Origin of the sequence: Nocardioides sp., assembly GCF_041600255.1 — a bacterium.
GTDB lineage: Bacteria > Actinomycetota > Actinomycetes > Propionibacteriales > Nocardioidaceae > Nocardioides.
This window is the reverse complement of sequence record NZ_JBFIKK010000079.1, coordinates 1-15,972: the sequence shown is the minus strand read 5'-3', so window position 1 is coordinate 15,972 and position 15,972 is coordinate 1. Positions and strand designations below refer to the sequence as shown.

Annotated in this window: 16 protein-coding genes, 1 tRNA gene and 1 other RNA gene; 7 read left to right on the top strand and 11 right to left on the bottom strand. The window is 71.6% G+C overall.

Translation table 11 applies throughout. The features are described 5' to 3' along the window. Both ABZE72_RS10660 and ffs read right to left on the bottom strand, forming a co-directional pair. Positions 1-1,872: DNA polymerase III subunit gamma and tau (locus ABZE72_RS10660; RefSeq protein WP_372729003.1), on the bottom strand; the 1,872-nt coding region annotated here is incomplete at its 3' end. 165 nt (positions 1,873-2,037) lie between these two features. Further along, positions 2,038-2,128: signal recognition particle sRNA small type (gene ffs, locus ABZE72_RS10655), an RNA gene on the bottom strand. 118 nt (positions 2,129-2,246) lie between these two features. On the opposite strand from ffs, the gene ABZE72_RS10650 reads away from it, so the two are divergent. Further along, positions 2,247-2,336: transfer RNA gene (locus ABZE72_RS10650), tRNA-Ser, on the top strand. 35 nt (positions 2,337-2,371) lie between these two features. Here ABZE72_RS10650 and ABZE72_RS10645 read toward each other — a convergent pair. Further along, positions 2,372-2,827, bottom strand: a complete 456-nt coding sequence (locus ABZE72_RS10645; RefSeq protein ID WP_372729002.1) for a nuclear transport factor 2 family protein — start codon at positions 2,825-2,827, stop codon at positions 2,372-2,374. A gap of 25 nt (positions 2,828-2,852) precedes the next feature. After that, positions 2,853-4,436 (bottom strand): helicase HerA-like domain-containing protein, encoded by a 1,584-nt coding sequence (locus ABZE72_RS10640; protein WP_372729001.1) that lies wholly within the window; start codon positions 4,434-4,436, stop codon positions 2,853-2,855. A gap of 44 nt (positions 4,437-4,480) precedes the next feature. On the opposite strand from ABZE72_RS10640, the gene ABZE72_RS10635 reads away from it, so the two are divergent. Continuing rightward, on the top strand, positions 4,481-4,777 hold the full coding sequence (locus ABZE72_RS10635) for a type II toxin-antitoxin system VapB family antitoxin (RefSeq protein ID WP_372729000.1): 297 nt from the start codon (positions 4,481-4,483) through the stop codon (positions 4,775-4,777). Next, positions 4,777-5,301 (top strand): LytR C-terminal domain-containing protein, encoded by a 525-nt coding sequence (locus tag ABZE72_RS10630; RefSeq protein WP_372728999.1) that lies wholly within the window; start codon positions 4,777-4,779, stop codon positions 5,299-5,301. Before ABZE72_RS10635 ends, ABZE72_RS10630 begins: the two co-directional genes overlap by 1 nt. An 18-nt stretch (positions 5,302-5,319) precedes the next feature. Here the strand turns inward: ABZE72_RS10630 and ABZE72_RS10625 are convergent, their stop codons facing one another. After that, positions 5,320-6,828 (bottom strand): potassium/proton antiporter, encoded by a 1,509-nt coding sequence (locus ABZE72_RS10625; RefSeq protein ID WP_372728998.1) that lies wholly within the window; start codon positions 6,826-6,828, stop codon positions 5,320-5,322. 157 nt (positions 6,829-6,985) lie between these two features. Here ABZE72_RS10625 and ABZE72_RS10620 point away from each other — a divergent pair, with 157 nt between their 5' ends. Further along, on the top strand, positions 6,986-8,491 hold the full coding sequence (locus tag ABZE72_RS10620; protein WP_372728997.1) for an FAD-binding protein: 1,506 nt from the start codon (positions 6,986-6,988) through the stop codon (positions 8,489-8,491). A 127-nt stretch (positions 8,492-8,618) separates the two neighbouring features. Then, complete coding sequence (locus ABZE72_RS10615; RefSeq protein ID WP_372728996.1) at positions 8,619-9,818, top strand: aminotransferase class I/II-fold pyridoxal phosphate-dependent enzyme; 1,200 nt, start codon at positions 8,619-8,621, stop codon at positions 9,816-9,818. Positions 9,819-9,845: 27 nt separating this feature from the next. Here ABZE72_RS10615 and ABZE72_RS10610 read toward each other — a convergent pair whose 3' ends face one another. From ABZE72_RS10610 to ABZE72_RS10600, 3 genes are all read right to left on the bottom strand, one after another. Continuing rightward, complete coding sequence (locus ABZE72_RS10610) at positions 9,846-11,093, bottom strand: YncE family protein (protein WP_372728995.1); 1,248 nt, start codon at positions 11,091-11,093, stop codon at positions 9,846-9,848. Positions 11,094-11,263: 170 nt separating this feature from the next. Continuing rightward, a complete protein-coding gene (locus ABZE72_RS10605) occupies positions 11,264-12,664 on the bottom strand; it encodes a VWA domain-containing protein (protein WP_372728994.1) in 1,401 nt (466 codons plus the stop codon). After that, complete coding sequence (locus tag ABZE72_RS10600; protein ID WP_372728993.1) at positions 12,661-13,530, bottom strand: AAA family ATPase; 870 nt, start codon at positions 13,528-13,530, stop codon at positions 12,661-12,663. The genes ABZE72_RS10605 and ABZE72_RS10600 overlap by 4 nt, the downstream gene beginning before the upstream one ends. Before the next feature lie 104 nt (positions 13,531-13,634). Here ABZE72_RS10600 and ABZE72_RS10595 point away from each other — a divergent pair, with 104 nt between their 5' ends. Next, the gene (locus ABZE72_RS10595) at positions 13,635-14,006 is read left to right on the top strand and encodes a hypothetical protein (RefSeq protein ID WP_372728992.1); all 372 of its coding nucleotides are present in this window, start codon (positions 13,635-13,637) and stop codon (positions 14,004-14,006) included. An 89-nt stretch (positions 14,007-14,095) separates the two neighbouring features. Beyond that, a complete protein-coding gene (locus ABZE72_RS10590; protein ID WP_372728991.1) occupies positions 14,096-14,479 on the top strand; it encodes a hypothetical protein in 384 nt (127 codons plus the stop codon). Here ABZE72_RS10590 and ABZE72_RS10585 read toward each other — a convergent pair whose 3' ends face one another. The 3 genes from ABZE72_RS10585 to ABZE72_RS10575 form a co-directional block, all read right to left on the bottom strand. Next, positions 14,480-15,250, bottom strand: coding sequence for a crotonase/enoyl-CoA hydratase family protein (locus tag ABZE72_RS10585; protein ID WP_372728990.1), 771 nt, complete (start codon positions 15,248-15,250; stop codon positions 14,480-14,482). Then, the gene (locus ABZE72_RS10580; protein WP_372728989.1) at positions 15,243-15,473 is read right to left on the bottom strand and encodes a hypothetical protein; all 231 of its coding nucleotides are present in this window, start codon (positions 15,471-15,473) and stop codon (positions 15,243-15,245) included. Before ABZE72_RS10580 ends, ABZE72_RS10585 begins: the two co-directional genes overlap by 8 nt. 40 nt (positions 15,474-15,513) lie before the next feature. Then, positions 15,514-15,972, bottom strand: a 459-nt coding sequence (locus ABZE72_RS10575; protein WP_372728988.1) for a GNAT family N-acetyltransferase, incomplete at its 5' end; no start/stop codon positions are given.

Here is a 15,972-nt window from a genome sequence, read left to right as displayed (position 1 = left end):
GGGGGCGGGTGCAGCGGGGGCGGGCGGAGGTGCGTCGTCGGCGTCGGCCCAGGCCGGCGGTGCTTCGCTCGAGCTCGGAGGGGCGAGCGGCGCAGCGGCCGGAGCGGAATCCTGCGGCGCAGGGGCTGCCGGGGCGACCTCGCGGGGAGCCGGGACGTCAGCCTGGGCCCCCGGGTCGACGATCGTCTCGATCCGCCAGTCGGCGCCGACCACGTCGATCGCTGCCTGCCGGACGATCTCGGCACTGCCGCCGTTGTCGAAGGAGTCGCGGGCGCCGGCGTTGCTGAAGCCGAGGGTGAGGACCTTGCCCTCCACCGCGACGACCTGGCAGTTCTGGGTCAGGTGCATCCAGGTCACCCGGCGGCGCAGCTTGGTGGCGTCGACGATGTCGGGCCAGAGCCGGCGTACCTCGACCAGGGAGAGGCCGCCGGCGGCACCCGGCTCGGAGGGCGCCTGCGGTGCCGGCTCGGGAGCGGCCGCTGCCGGGGCGGGCGTCGACTCCTGGGCCGCCGCTGGGGCGGGCGTCGGGGCGGGCGTCGGCACGGGAGCCTGCACGGGAGCCGACTCCTGAGCCGCTGCCGGGGCGGGCGCCACGGCAGCCGGGGCGACCCGCTGCGGGGGCTCGGGTGTGGGCTCGGGCGTGGCTGCCGGCCGATCCTGGGCCGGCGGAGCGGTCGCGACCGGCTGGGCCGTCGGCGCTCCGGTGATCGCGGCACGACGCTCGAGCCGGTCGAGCCGGGCGAGCACGCCGTCGGTGGCGTGGTCGGCACCGGGCAGCAGCACCCGGGCACAGATCAGCTCGAGCAGCAGGCGCGGAGCGGTGGCACCGCGCATCTCGGTGAGACCGGTGGCGATCAGGTCGGCCGCGCGGCTCAGCTCGGAGGAGCCGAATCGAGCCGCCTGCGCGACGAGGCGCTCGCCCTGGTCCTGCGAGCAGTCGATCAGGCCGGTGGCCGGGGCGTCCGGGACCGCGTCCACGATCACGAGGTCGCGCAGGCGTCGCAGCAGGTCCTCGGTGAAGCGGCGGGGGTCCTGCCCGGTCTCGATCACCTTGTCGACGACCCCGAAAACGGCCGCACCGTCGGCCGCGGCGAAGGCGTCGACGACCTCGTCGAGCAGGGTGTCGGGGGTGTAGCCGAGCAGGCCGGTGGCCAGCGCGTGGGTGACGCCCTCCTCCCCGCTGCCGCCGAGGAGCTGGTCGAGGACGGAGAGGGTGTCACGGGCGGACCCCGCACCGGCCCGGACGACCAGCGGGATGGCGGCCGGCTCGATGGCGACGTTCTCCTTCGCGCACAGCTCGGAGAGGTACGACGAGAGCAGTCGCGGCGGGATCAGCCGGAACGGGTAGTGATGGGTCCGCGAACGGATCGTCGGCAGCACCTTGTCCGGCTCGGTGGTGGCGAAGATGAACCGAAGGTGGGGCGGCGGCTCCTCGACCAGCTTCAGCAGGGCATTGAAGCCCTGCGTGGTCACCATGTGCGCCTCGTCGATGATGTAGACCTTGTACCGGCTGCGCACCGGCGCGAAGAACGCCTTCTCGCGCAGGTCGCGGGCGTCGTCCACACCGCCGTGCGAGGCGGCGTCGATCTCGATGACGTCGATGGAGCCCGGGCCACCGCGCGCCAGGTCGCGACAGCTGTCGCACTCCCCGCACGGGTCGGCCACCGGGGCCTGGTCGCAGTTCAGCGTCCGGGCGAGGATCCGGGCCGACGTGGTCTTGCCGCAGCCGCGCGGGCCGGAGAAGAGGTAGGCGTGGTTGACCCGGTTGTTCGCGAGCGCGGCGCGCAGCGGCGCCGTGACGTGATCCTGACCGATGACCTCGGCGAACGTCTCGGGCCGGTAGCGGCGATACAACGCGAGGGGTGACTCCACGCCTGAACCCTAACGACCCCCGCCGACAGGCGGAACCGCGGCGTTGCCGACCTGCCACTTGTGGTTGCCCAGCAGGCGCTGACCTGCCACTTGTGGTTGCAGCGGCGGAACCACAACTGGCAGGTCGACCGCTCTGGGCCAACCACAACTGGCAGGTGGGCATGAAAAGGCCCCCCGCGCACCCGACAGAGCTCGCTTACCCTTGCTGCCTTCCGGCCCTGGGGGAGTTGGGCAAGATGCCGCCACACGGGGGGTTGGCGGGAAGTCTAGGTGAGGGACACCGGCTCCACAAAAGACGGGGCCGCCGCCCGCCCCCGAGCAGGGCACCGAGGGGGATTTCACGTCGCCGCGACCCGACCCGTATGCTCCTGCGCGGAGGATTCGCCTAGTGGCCTATGGCGCTCGCTTGGAAAGCGGGTTGGGTGTGAAAGCCCTCAGGGGTTCGAATCCCCTATCCTCCGCCACGGAACGGCGCTGACCCACGGGTCGGCGCCGTTCGTCATTTCCTGGCCGCGTCCGCCACTGTCGGGCCGGTGAGCTTGAAGCTGGGCAGGTCGTCGAGCGAGTACGACGCCTCGAACGTCCGCGCGTAGCCGGTGTGCGAGACCCGCCACCCCTCCGGCGTGCGGACGTACCGGTCCTCGTAGAAGGCCGCCCCCTCGAGCATGAAGCGGAACTCCTCGACGATCACCTTGTCGTGCAGGTACCAGCGTCCCGTGGCGGAGTCGCCGTCGACGGTGATCTCGGGGTGGTGCACGTGGTGCATCGTGATCAGCCCGGGCCCGAGGTTCTCCCGCATGTACGAGACCAGCGCGGCCCGGTCCGCGAAGACCAGTCCGTTGTAGTCGGCAGTGACCTCGGGCAGGAAGCAGGCCTCGAAGTCGTCCCACTGCTTGGTGTCCAGGGTGCGCAGGTAGCGGTACTTCAGCTGACAGATCTGCTCGATGTCGTCCACCCGAGCAATCTAGAACACGTTCTCGTCAACGGCGACCGGTCTTGAACATCCCCCGGGCGATCTCCCGCGCCGCGGTCCGCATGAAGTCCTTGAAGGCTCCGGAGCTGACCACGTCGTGCACGAGCCCCCCTTCGTCCTTCTGGCTCGGCGCCTTCGACGTCTTCGGCACCGGGATCTTCTTGGCCTCCTTCGCCGGCTCCTCGACCTCCTCGGCCTGCTTGGCGGAGCCGGTCTCCAGCTTGGCCGCCAACTTCTCGTGGGCCGACTCCCGGTCGATCGGTTCGGCGTACTTCGCGTAGCGCGGGCTGGCGGTGACGACCGCCTGCATCGCCGCCGGGTCGGCGGGCCCCATCAACGACTCCGGGGCACGCAGCTTCGTCCAGGCGACCGGCGTGGGCGCGCCCCGCTCGTTCATCACGGTCACGACGGCCTCACCGATGCCGAGGCCGGTGATCACCTCGCCCAGGTCCTCGTACGACGAGGTCGGGTAGGTGTTCACCGTGGACTTGAGCGCCTTGGCGTCGTTCGGCGTGTGCGCCCGGAGCTGGTGCTGGACCCGTGAGCCCAGCTGCGCGAGTACGGCGTCCGGTACGTCGGTGGGCGTCTGGGTCACGAAGAAGACCCCCACGCCCTTGGAGCGGATCAGCCGCACGGTCTGGGCGATCTGGTCGAGGAACGCCTTCGAGGCGTCGTTGAAGAGCAGGTGCGCCTCGTCGAAGAAGAAGACCAGCTTGGGCCGGTCGATGTCGCCGACCTCGGGAAGGTCGTGGAAGAGGTCGGCCAGCAGCCACATCAGGAACGTCGAGAAGATCGCCGGCCGGTCCTGCAGGTTCGGCAGCTCGACCAGGCTGATCAGCCCCTTGCCGTCCGGGGTGACCTGCAGGAAGTCCGACGACTCGAACTCCGGCTCCCCGAAGAACGCGTCCGCGCCCTGGGCCTGGAAGGTGATCAGCTCCCGCAGGATCACGCCCGCGGTCGAGGCGGCCAGCCCACCGAGCGCCTTGAGCTCGTCCTTGCCCTCGTCGCTGACCAGGAAGTGCACGACGGCACGCAGGTCGGCCAGGTCGAGCAGCGGCAGCCCGGCCCGGTCGGCGTAGTGGAAGACCAGGCCGAGGCTGGACTCCTGGGTGTCGTTGAGGCCGAGCACCTTGCTCAGCAGGGTCGGCCCGAACGCCGTCATCGTGACCCGCAGCGGGATCCCGATGCCCTCACCGCCGAGGGCGTAGAACTCCACGGGGAAGCCGGTGGCCGCCCACTCCTGCCCGACGGAGGCGGCGCGGGCGTCGATCTTCTCGTGGGGCGTGCCCGGCACGCTGAGCCCGGAGAGGTCGCCCTTGATGTCCGCGGCGAAGACCGGGACGCCGCTGCTGCTGAGCTGTTCGGCCAGCAACTGCAGGGTCTTGGTCTTGCCGGTGCCGGTGGCGCCGGCAACCAGACCGTGCCGGTTCACCATCGACAGCGGGATCCGGATCCGTACGTCGGAGAGCTCGGTGGCGTCGACCATCAGACCACCCAGCTCGAGCGCCGGGCCGTCGAACTCGTAGCCGGGTCGCACCTCCGTCGCGATCGCGTTCTCCTCCGACATGGGCTCCCCCGGCGTCTCAGTCATGCTCAGCACCCTAGTCACGAGGACGCCTCGTTATAGTCGCCTGCGTGATCTTCAAGCGCGTGGGCGACGGCCGCCCGTACCCCGACCACGGGCTCTCGTCCCGTGCCTGGGCCGCCGTCCCGCCGCGCCAGGTCCGGCTGGACGAGCTGGTGACCACCAAGGACACCCTGCAGCTCGCCGCCCTGCTCGACGAGGACTCCACGTTCTACGGCGACCTGTTCGCCCACGTCGTGGAGTGGCACGGCGAGTACTACCTCGAGGACGGCCTGCACCGCGCCCTGCGAGCAGCCCTCCAGCAGCGGCACGTGCTGCACGCCCGCGTCCTGGCCGTGGCCAGCTGATGCGCGACGGAGCGCGGACCGCCGCGACGCTGACCGCCCTGGTCGTGCTGCTGCTGGGCGCGGTCATGTGGGGCTGGTCGCAGGTGACCGCCCCGCTGCCGAAGGCGCCGGAGACCAAGATCTGCACCGACACCGCGGTCCGCGAGGGCGAGAAGATCTACCCCGACCAGGTGGTGGTGAACGTCCTGAACGCCGGGCGCCGCGAGGGGCTGGCCGGCCGTACGCAGCAGCTCTTCAGCGACCAGGAGTTCGTGGCCGGCGAGCGCGACAACACCCCGGACGATATGGACGTGGACGTGAAGTCGGCCCAGGTCTGGGCGGCCGACAAGTCCGACCCGGCGGTCCGGCTGGTGAAGAGCCGACTGCCGAAGGGCACCCCGGTGGTCGACCTCGACAGCGGTTTCGAGCTCGGCATCACCGTGGTCGTGGGCGACGAGTTCGAGACGCTGCGCCCGGGCAAGGAGTCGGTCACGGTCAAGCAGGACACCACGCTGTGCATCCCGCCGGCGACCGCCAACCGCTGAGCCGAGACGCCCCGCGGGTCAGCTCGTGCCGCGCCCGGGACCCAGCCACTCCGCCAGCCGACCACCGCGGCTGACGTGCCGCAACCGTGACTCGGTCTTCTCGCGGACCTGCCGTGGGGTGACGACGAGCAGGTCGTCCCCGTGCCGCAGGACGGTACGACGCTCCGGCACCAGCGTCTCCCCGCCCCGGATCACCATCGAGACCGATGCCCCCGGCGGCAGCCGCAGCTCCCCGACCTCGACGCCGTGCATCCGCGAGACCGGGCTGATCGTGACCTGGAGCAGGTCGGCGTCGATCCGCTCCAGCGGTGCGGCCTCGATCTCCAGCCCGCGCGGCTCCGAGCGCCGGGCCACCCGCAGGACCCGCGCCACCATCGGCAGCGTCGGCCCGGTGAGCAGGGTGTAGACGACGACCATCACGAAGACCAGGTCGAAGAGCCGCTGGGACTCCTCGACGCCGGCCGCGAGCGGGATGGTGGCGAGCACGATCGGCACCGCGCCACGCAGACCCGCCCACGACATGAACGCCATCTCCCGCAACGGCATCGGTTGCACGACCGAGCTGACCAGCACCGAGAGCGGCCGCGCCAGGAAGGTGAGGACCAGGCCGGCGACGAGAGCGAGCCCGACCGTCTCCAGCGTGATCCGCCCGGGCGAGAGCAGCAGGCCGAGCATCACGAAGAGCCCGATCTGGGCCAGCACCGCGACACCCTCGGCGAAGGAGCGGGTGGCGGCCCGGTGCGGCAGCTCGGAGTTGCCGAGGACCAGGGCGGCGACGTACACGGCGGCGAAGCCGGAGGCGTGCAACGCCGAGGACGCGCCGTACGCCAGGAACGCCAGGGTGAGCACGGCCAGGGGGTACAGACCCGAGGACGGCAGGGCGGCGCGCCGCATCACCCAGGCGCCGGCGAAGCCACCGGCGAGGCCGACCAGGACGCCCACCACGAGCTCGAAGAGCATGATCGCGCCGGTGCCGAGGACGCCGCTCTCGGCGGCGGCGCCGGAGGAGATCAGCGTGACCAGCACGACGGTGGGAGCGTCGTTGAGCCCGGACTCGGCCTCGAGCGCGCCGGTCAGCCGACGCGGCAGCGGGACCACCCGCAGGACGGAGAAGACCGCGGCGGCGTCGGTGGGCGAGGTGACCGCGCCCAGCAGGATCGCGAGCTCCCAGGGCAGTCCCAGCAGGTAGTGCGCGACGACCGCGACCACGACCACCGAGACCGCGATGCCGATGGTGGCCAGCGAGACGCCCAGGCGCATCGAGGAGCGAACCTCGCGCCAGTTCGTGGTCAGTCCACCCTCGGCGAGGATCACCGCCAGGGCCCCGAAGCCCAGGGCGTGCGCCACCGCGGGGTCCTCGAAGCTGATCCCGGCGCCTGCCTCACCCAGGGCGACGCCCATCAGCAGGTAGATCATCAGGCTGGGCAGGCCGGCGCGGGAGGAGAGCCGCACCGCCAGAATGGCCAGGAAGGTGACCGCCGAGCCGACCAGCACGACCGCGTCGAGCTGGTGGACGTCGAACGTCACTGAACACCTCGCGCAGCTGGGGTCGGCGGGTCCGCAGTCTATCCACGTCGGCGGCGACGCCCGCGCGCCTGCGTGGTGCGTTCACTGGCTGGGACCACGGGCGCGAAGGGTGAAACTGGAACTTGTTCTAGTTCCCGCGCGGAACTACCCTCGGGCCATGGACGACGCCAGCACCGCTGCAGCCACCGCCCCCGACGGAGCGAAGAAGGGCACCGCGATCCCCGAGACGCTGCCGGCCTCGGCGTTCACCGACCGGACCGAGAGCTTCGACGTCGTCGTGGTCGGCTTCGGGATCGCCGGCGGCTGCGCAGCCCTGGAGGCAGCCCGCAACGGCGCCCGGGTGCTGCTGCTGGAGCGCGCGGCCGTGCACGGCGGGACCTCGAGCATGTCCGGCGGCCACTTCTACCTCGGCGGCGGCACAGCCGTACAGCAGGCCACCGGCCACGACGACTCGGTCGAGGCGATGTACGACTACCTCGTCGCCACCTCCAAGGAGCCCGAGCACGACAAGATCCGCGCCTACTGCGAAGGCTCGGTGGAGCACTTCGACTGGATCGAGTCGCTGGGCTTCGAGTTCGAGCGGTCCTACTACCCCGAGAAGGCCGTCATCCAGCCCGGCACCCAGGGCCTGATGTACACCGGGAACGAGAAGGTCTGGCCCTTCAAGGAGCAGGCGGCACCGGCCCCGCGTGGGCACAAGGTCCCGGTCGCCGGCGACACCGAGGGCACGAAGCTGGTGATGGACCTGCTCCGCGAGCAGGTCGAGAAGGCGGGCGTCGAGGTCCGCTACGAGACCGGCGCCACCCAGTTGGTCACCGACGACGCCGGCGCGGTGGTGGGGCTGGCCTGGCGCCGCTTCGCCGAGTCGGGGCTGGTCCGCGCGGGGGCGGTGGTGATCGCCGCGGGCGGCTTCGTGATGAACGCCGACATGGTCGCCGAACACACCCCGGCACTGGGGTCCAAGCTCTTCACGCTGGGCTCGACGTACGACGACGGGCTGGGGATCCGGCTCGGGGTCTCGGTCGGCGCCGAGCTCAAGCACATGGACGAACCGTTCATCACCGCGCCGATGTACCCGCCGTCGATCCTGCTGACCGGGATCGTCGTGAACCAGCTCGGGGAGCGGTTCGTGGCCGAGGACTCCTACCACTCGCGCACCAGCCAGTTCGTGATGGAGCAGCCCGACTCGGCGGCGTACCTGATCGTCGACTCTGCGCACGTCGAGTACCCGCAGATGCCGCTGGTGCCGCTGATCGACGGCTACGAGAGCCTGGATGAGCTGGAGTCCGCGCTCGGGTTCCCGGCCGGGTCGGTCCGGGCGAGCCTGGAGCGCTACAACGAGTTCGCCGCCCGCGGCGAGGACCCGGACTTCCACAAGGGGCCGGAGTGGTTGGCGGTCCAGGACACGGGCCCGTGGGCGGTCTTCGACCTGCGGCTGGGGCATGCGCTGTACGCCGGCTTCACGCTCGGCGGCATGCGGACCTCGGTCGACGGCGAGGTGCTGCGCGCCGACGGGTCGGCGATCCGGGGGTTGTACGCGGCCGGCGCGTGCGCGTCCAACATCGCCCAGGACGGCAAGGGGTACTGCTCCGGCACGCAGCTCGGGGAGGGGTCGTTCTTCGGCCGGCGGGCGGGGGCGCATGCCGCGGGTTTCACTGGTTAACCAGTGAATTGCTCACTTCACCCAGAGAACTCCCCGGGTGAAGTGCGGGTTTCCTGGGTGAGCCCCCGACAGCCGCTTACTGCCGCGACCCCACCCCACGGCGTACGACGTCGGTAGGGTCGACCGCGTGAGCGACAGGTACCGCGTGGCCAGCCGGGCCAACGTGCCGCCCTTCCACGTGATGGACCTGCTCGCGGCAGGCGCCACCCGCCAGCGCACCCACGGCGACCTGCTCAACCTGCTCGCCGGTCAGCCCAGCACCGGCGCCCCGCAACCGGTCAGGGACGAGGCGATCCGGCTCCTCAACTCCCCCGACCCCCTCGGTTACACCCCCGCCACCGGCATCCTCGAGCTGCGCCAGGCCATCGCCGGGCACCACCGGCGCACCCACGGTCTCGACGTCCACCCCGACGACGTCATCGTCACCACCGGCTCCAGCGGCGGCTTCCTGCTCGCCTTCCTCGCCGCCTTCGAGGCCGGCGACCGGGTGGCGATGGCCCGGCCCGGCTACCCCTGCTACCGCAACGTGCTCACCGCCCTGGGCTGCCAGGTCGTCGAGATCGGCACCGGCCCCGACACCCGGTTCCAGCCGACCGTGACCCAGCTCGACGCCCTGCACGACGCCACCCCCGGCGGCCTGAGCGGTCTCGTCGTCGCCAGCCCGGCCAACCCCACCGGCACGATGCTGCTGCCCGCCGAGCTCGCCGCCCTCGCCACCTGGTGCGAGGAGCACCGGGTGCAGCTGATCTCCGACGAGATCTACCACGGCATCGAGTACGCCGCACTGACCGGCGACGCGCCCCTGGCCCGCAGCGCCTGGGAGACCAGCCGCGACGCGGTCGTGTTCAACTCGTTCTCGAAGTACTTCTCGATGACCGGCTGGCGGATCGGCTGGATGCTGGCCCCCGAACACCTGCGCCGCGCGGTCGACGTGCTCGCCGGCAACTTCACGATCTGCCCACCGGCTCTGGCCCAGCACGCGGCCATCGCCGCGTTCGACGACGCGTCGTACGCCGAGCTCGACGCTCACGTACGTCGCTACGCCCACAACCGGGCGCTCCTCCTCGACGGACTGACCGACCTGGGGATCACCCGGCTGGCCCCGGCCGACGGGGCCTTCTACGTCCATGCCGACGTCGGCCACCTGACCGACGACACCATGACCTTCGCCCACGACCTGCTGGCGAGGACCGGGGTGGGCGTCGCGCCCGGCATCGACTTCGACCTGGTCGAGGGGCACCGTCACGTCCGGCTCAGCTTCGCCGGACCCACTGCCGAGATCGAGCAGGCGCTGTCTCGGCTGGCGACGTTCGTCGCCGATCGTTGAGCCTCCCGACCCGACGTCGGGACCGACTCAGAGCCCGCGGACCAGCCTCTTCGCCACGAAGCCGTTGCGCACCCGCTGCGGGTGGTAGCCGACCGGCACGGTCTGGGTGATCCGGCCCGTTCGGTAGGAGATCTTCGAGACCGTGTCCGAGCCGCTCCACGAGATGTAGCAGCTGCGTCCGTTCCAGCTCGGCGTCACCCAGTAGGGCTTCAGGCCGCCCTTGAGCAGCTTCCCGCGCTTGAACGTGCGCGCGTCGACGACGGTCGCGTAGTCCGACATCGTGCCGGCGACACAGATCTTGCTGCCTCTCGGGTTCATCGCGATGCCGTGGTGCGCGGAGTCGAGCAGGTACTCCTCGCGGTGCATCTCCTTGACCAGGTTCGGCAGCCGCTTCACCCGGGTGATCGTGCCCGAGGCCCGGTCGAGGGCGATGAAGCCGTGGAAGAAGGAGACCTGGAAGTAGAACGTCTTCTCGTCCGGCGAGAGCGTCAGCGGGCGGACGGCGGTGCTGAGGTCGTCCATCCCGCGCTCGTCGAGAGCGGCGCGCAGGTTGTAGCGGCGCAGCACCTCGAGGCTCCGGGCGTCGACGATCTGGAGCACCCGCTCCTGCTTGGTGGGGTCCATCTCCGGGCGGTCGAGCGGGCTGTAGACCATCCCGATGCTGGCGTGCAGGATCCGCCGGCCACCGTCGATGAAGAGCGACTCGTGCGGCGAGCCACCGGAGGGGAACTGGCCCACCTCCTTGCCGTCCCTGACCCGCAGCACGTGCACGACGTTGCCGGTCGACGCGCTGACCACCACGCGGCGACCGTTGGGGGCCAGCGCCATGTGGTCCGAGCGGTAGCCCGAGACCGGGAAGCGCCAGACGATCTCCTTGGTCTCGAGGCTGATCGCCACCACGTCGGCGAACGACGGTCGGGAGACGACGAGCAGGGTGCCGTCGTTGGAGGAGTACATGTCGTCGACGAACTGGTCGTGGCCCTCGCCGATCAGCTCCCGGATCGCCAGGAAGTAGCCGAGCCGGTCGGGGCTCGAGGCGATCTCCTGCATCCGCGCGTCCTTGTCCGGGATCACGTTGATCCGGCCCAGCCGCTTGAACGACCCGGGCGCGAGGATGTCGGCCGTGCCGTCCCAGTTGTTGCCCACGAAGACGGCCCGGCGTACGTCGTCGCCCTTCGGGCCGCCGCCTCCCGAGGCGTGCACGGGAGCGCCGGCGCCCAGCGCCAGTCCCGTCGTCAGCGCAGCGCTCACCAGGGCCAGCACCGACGTGAACACCCGAACGGTTCTGCGGTTCGGGCGGCGGGAGCGGGCTGAGGTGGGCATGGGGGCACCTTTCGACGGCCGGGCCCGCACGTCGACGTACGGGTCCGCAGGACCAACGACCCGGGAGCGGGCCCGGTTACGCCCTCGTGACCGTCCTCACCCGAGCCCGCCGTTCCACGCCCCTAGAGGATGTCGTGCACGAACTCGCCGAGCTGGGTGAGGTTGCGGCACTCCACCATCGACACCACCTCGGAGTAGGCACGCGCGGCCGAGTCCCCGGTGTCCCAGTGCCGGGTGTGCTCGGGGTTGAGCCACCAGGTGTGGCGGGCACTGTCGGCCAGCCCGCGCAGCACCGGCACGTTCAGGTCGCTGTAGTTCGACCGGGCATCGCCCAGGATCAGCAGCGAGGTTCGCGGGCCGATGGCGTCGGCGTGCAGCTCGGCGAACTTCGCGAACGCCCTGCCGTAGTTGGTCCGCCCCCACAGCGCGGCGTGGGCGGTGCTGGCAGCCAGCCGCTGCATCACGTCGACCACGTCGGCGCCGGGCTCGAACTGGTCGGTGACCTCGTGGACGTGGTCGATGAAGGTGAACGCCCGGACCTTCTGGAACTGCTCGCGCAGCGCGAAGACCAGCAGCAGCGTGAACTGGGCGAAGTTGGCGACCGAGCCGCTGACGTCGCAGAGCACGACCAGCTCGGTCCGGTGCGGCCGCTTCGGCTTGTGGTGGGTGGTCAGCGGGACGCCGCCGGTGGAGATCGACGCCCGGACGGTACGCCGGAAGTCCAGCGGTCCGCGCCGTTGGGCGTGGTGCTCCTGGGTCAGTCGGGTGGCCAGACGCCGGGCCAACGGGTAGATCTCGCGCCGCATCTCCTCCAGGTCCGCCTTGCGGGCCGCCGTGAAGTCGAGCCGGTCGATGGTGGGGCGTACGGCGACGTTCGCGAGGTGGTCGGGCCCCTTCTCCTCGGCGATCCGACGACGGGCGTCGTCCTCGACCATCCGAGTGAAGCTGCCGATCCGGCGACCGGCAGCCCTGGCCGACTCGGTGTCGGTGCGACCCTCGGCCATCAGGGCCGCCAGGATCTGGTCGGTGAGCTGAGTGGGCGAGACCCGTTGGAGCGAGGTGTAGGCCGACCACGACGAGAGCCCCGGGCCGCGTCCCGGCATGGCACCGAAGCGCGCCACTGCCTCGACCGCCAGCGCGGCCAGCGCCTCCTCGTCGCCGGTGACCAGCGCCTCGAGCAGCTCGGCCCGGAAGGCGGTCAGCGCGGCGGCGTTGTCACGCACCTCGCCGGCCTCACCGGCCTCGCCTTCGGCACCCTCCTCGGGCGCCAGGCTGCGTCCGCCCTCCCCCACCATCCGCGGGAAGTACAGGTCGAAGAGCGTGTCGAAGGTGACCCGCTGCGACTGCCGCTTGACCAGCGTGGCGGCGTACACGTCGCGCACGGTGGCGCGCTCGTCCCAGTCGATCGCGGTCAGCCCGGCGATCGCGTCCAGGTCCTCGGCCAGGGAGACCGACAGCCCGGCTCCCCGCAACGCCTCCAGGAAGGCGATGTGGCGGTCGACCAGACCCGAGCGGGAGGTCATCTCCGCAGCCTCAGCTCGCGAACGGCGCGGTCCTGGTCGGAGGCGTGCTTGAGGACGACCCCCAGGGTGTCCACGATCGCCTTCTCGTCGAGGTCGCCGATCTCCAGGGCGATCAGGGTGCGCGCCCAGTCCACGGACTCGGCGATCGAGGGCGCCTTCTTCAGCTCCAGCTCGCGGAGTCGGGCCACCGTGGCGACCAGCTGCCCGGCCACCTTGGCGTCGAGCTCGGGCACCTGGGAGCTGACGATCTCCCGCTCCCGCTCGGCGTCCGGATAGTCCAGGTGCAGGTAGAGGCACCGACGCTTCACCGCCTCGGAGAGCTCCCGGGTCGCGTTCGAGGTCAGCACCACGAACGGGCGGCGTACGGCGCCCAGCGTGCCCAGCTCGGGGATCGTCACCTGGAAGTCCGAGAGCACCTCCAGCAGCAGCCCCTCCACCTCGACGTCGGTCTTGTCGACCTCGTCGATCAGCAGCACGGTGGGCTCCTCGCGCCGGATCGCGGAGAGCAGCGGCCGGGTGAGCAGGAACTCCTCGGTGAAGATGTCGTCGTGGGTCTCCGACCAGGTCCGGTCGTCGCCCTGGGAGGCCTGGATCCGCAGCAGCTGCTTCTTGTAGTTCCACTCGTAGAGCGCGCGCGCCTCGTCGAGGCCCTCGTAGCACTGCAGCCGGACCAGCTCGGCGCCCGTCGCCCGGGCGACCGCCTTCGCCAGCTCGGTCTTGCCCACCCCGGCGGGCCCTTCGACCAGGAGCGGCTTCTCCAGCGCCCCGGCCAGGAACGCGGTGGTCGCGGTGGCGGCATCGGTCAGGTAGCCGACCTGCCCGAGTCGGGAGGTCACGTCGGCGGGGGTGGAGAACCAGGTAGTCACGGCGCGAGCATAGGCCCGCCGGGCGTGACCCCGGGGCCGCCGTCTCGTTGCCCTGTCATCACTGGTGGCACGGACTCGGCCGGCCTCGACCCCGAAGAGAGCCGATGCACTCCCCGCCCCCGCCCCGCGTCCGACGCACCTTGCTGGTGGTGAAGGCTGCGCTGCTGGGTGCCTGTTTCACGCTCACCCTCGGCCTCGGGATCGTCTCGACCTCGGGTGGCGAGGCCCCGGGACGCTCGGTCCGCCTGCCCGAACCCGCCGCGGGCGAGCACCACGCCCGCGACGTCCGGCGGGCCATCCGCAAGCACGGCTGCTCCACCACTGGTCTGGACCCCGCACTGGTTCCCGCGACGGCGCTGGTCCGGACCGCCGACGGCCGCCTGCGCCACGTCAGCTTCGAGCGTGGGTGGGCGGTCTACACCGGTGCCCGGCCGGGCACCCTGATCGCCGTCTGCACCATGGACGGGGAGCGCTGAGGCGTGACCCAGCCCCCGGTGTGTCGTTGGACCCGAGGGTCGCCGTCGCACCACGGGCCGCCCCGAACCAGGTCGAGAGGAGGATGTCGATGGCCGTGACCACTCACCCCTCTGCCCCACGTCCCCCCTCGACGATGAAGGCGATGCTGCTCGGAGCCCTGCTCGCGCTCATCGCGAGCATCGGGGTCGTCGCCGCAACCAAGGCCGCCTCCAGCTCCCCGGCGACCCCGCCCAGCTCGGCCGGCTTCAGCCGCCTGGATGCGAACGCGCTGCACCAGAACCGATGTGCCTCCAGCGGCCTGGCCACCGTGAGCAAGGGCCCCCAGGCGCTGATCCGTACGCCGCGCGGGCGGCTTCGTCTGGTCAGCTTCGAGAAGGGCTGGGAGATCTACACCGGGGACCGTCCGGGCACGCTGGTCGCGATCTGCAACCTCACGCCGGGCGACCAGCGGTCGGCCGACCCGCGACGCTGACTACTCGGCCTGACCGTGCCGGCCGGCGCCCGCCGCGAAGCGGGCCGCGCCGGGCAGGGCCTCCCCGGCCAGCGACCGCAGCCCGTGTCGGTACTCCACCCCCAGCGCGTCCGGCTCGCTCAGCCCGGACTGGTCCAGCACCGAGCGACGATCACCGCGCAGACAGGTCTGCGGCAGCGCCGCCAGCTGGTGTGCCAGGGCCTCGGCCGCCGCCCGCGCGGAGCCCGTGGCCACCACCCGGTTGACCAGCCCGATCCGCTCGGCCTCGTCGGCACCGACCGCCCGGCCGGTCAGGATCAGGTCCATCGCCCGGCTCTCGCCGATCAGTCGCGGCAGCCGGACGGTGCCGCCGTCGATCAGCGGCACCCCCCACCGCCGGCAGAAGACGCCGAAGGTCGCGTCCTCGGCCGCCACCCGCAGGTCGCACCAGAGCGCCAGCTCGAGGCCGCCCGCGACGGCGTACCCCTCGATCGCGGCAATCACGGGCTTGCCCAGGCGCATCCTGGTCGGCCCCATCGGACCGTCGCCGTCCTCGGTGACCTCGTTGCCGGCCGGGGTGCCGAGTGCCTTGAGGTCGGCGCCGGAGCAGAAGGTGCCACCGCCGCCGGACAGCACCGCGACGGACTGCTCGTCGTCCTCGTCGAAGGCGCGGAACGCCGCCACCAGGGCGCGCGCGGTCGGGCCGTCGACGGCGTTGCGAGCCCCCGGACGATCCAGGATCACGGTGGTGACGGGGCCGTCGCGCTCGACGCGGACGGCGTTCTCACTCACAGACGCGTCCGGTCCGACGCCCCCGGGCCACCTGGACGACCCCCAGGACGACCCCGATGACCAGCACGGTCCCGAAGAGCCCGTCCACGATCCCGCCGGCGAGCAACCCGACCGAGACGGCCACGGCGATCAGGAAGCCACCCAGCGCCCAGACGCCGGCCGCCAGGCAGAGGCCGGAACCGATGGTCAGGGTCTTCTGCTCGCGTGTCTCGTGGCTCTGCATGAATCCATCATGCCCACCCGCCGGCTGCGGACGACGCAGGTCAGCGCGGCGTCGGCTCCCAGCGCATCGTCTCGATGCGGACGTCCGAGCCGTCGCGCAGGGGCTGCCAGTCGCCCGTCGCCACGAAGCCGTGGCTTTCGTACAGGCCACGGGCGGCCTCGTTGCCCTCGGCGACGTGCAGCAGAGCGGGGCGGCCCTCGCTCCCGGCCAGGTCCAGCAACAGCCGGACCATCCGACCGGCGAGGCCCTGCCCGCGCCATGCCGGCTCCACCCACATCCCCCACACGAATCCCGCCGCCGCGTCGGCGGGCAGGAGCAGTCCTCCCATCGCGACCGCTCGGCCCTCGGCGAAGGCCAGGACGACCGGGCCGCCGGCGTGGGCGCGCTCGCGCCACACGTCGTCGGGCTGTGCTGCCGACGCCGCGAGGGTCTGGCCGAACGAGTCGGGCGCGTCGCTCAGCGCTCGCAGGCGGACGTCGCGGAAGGCTTCCCAGTCGTC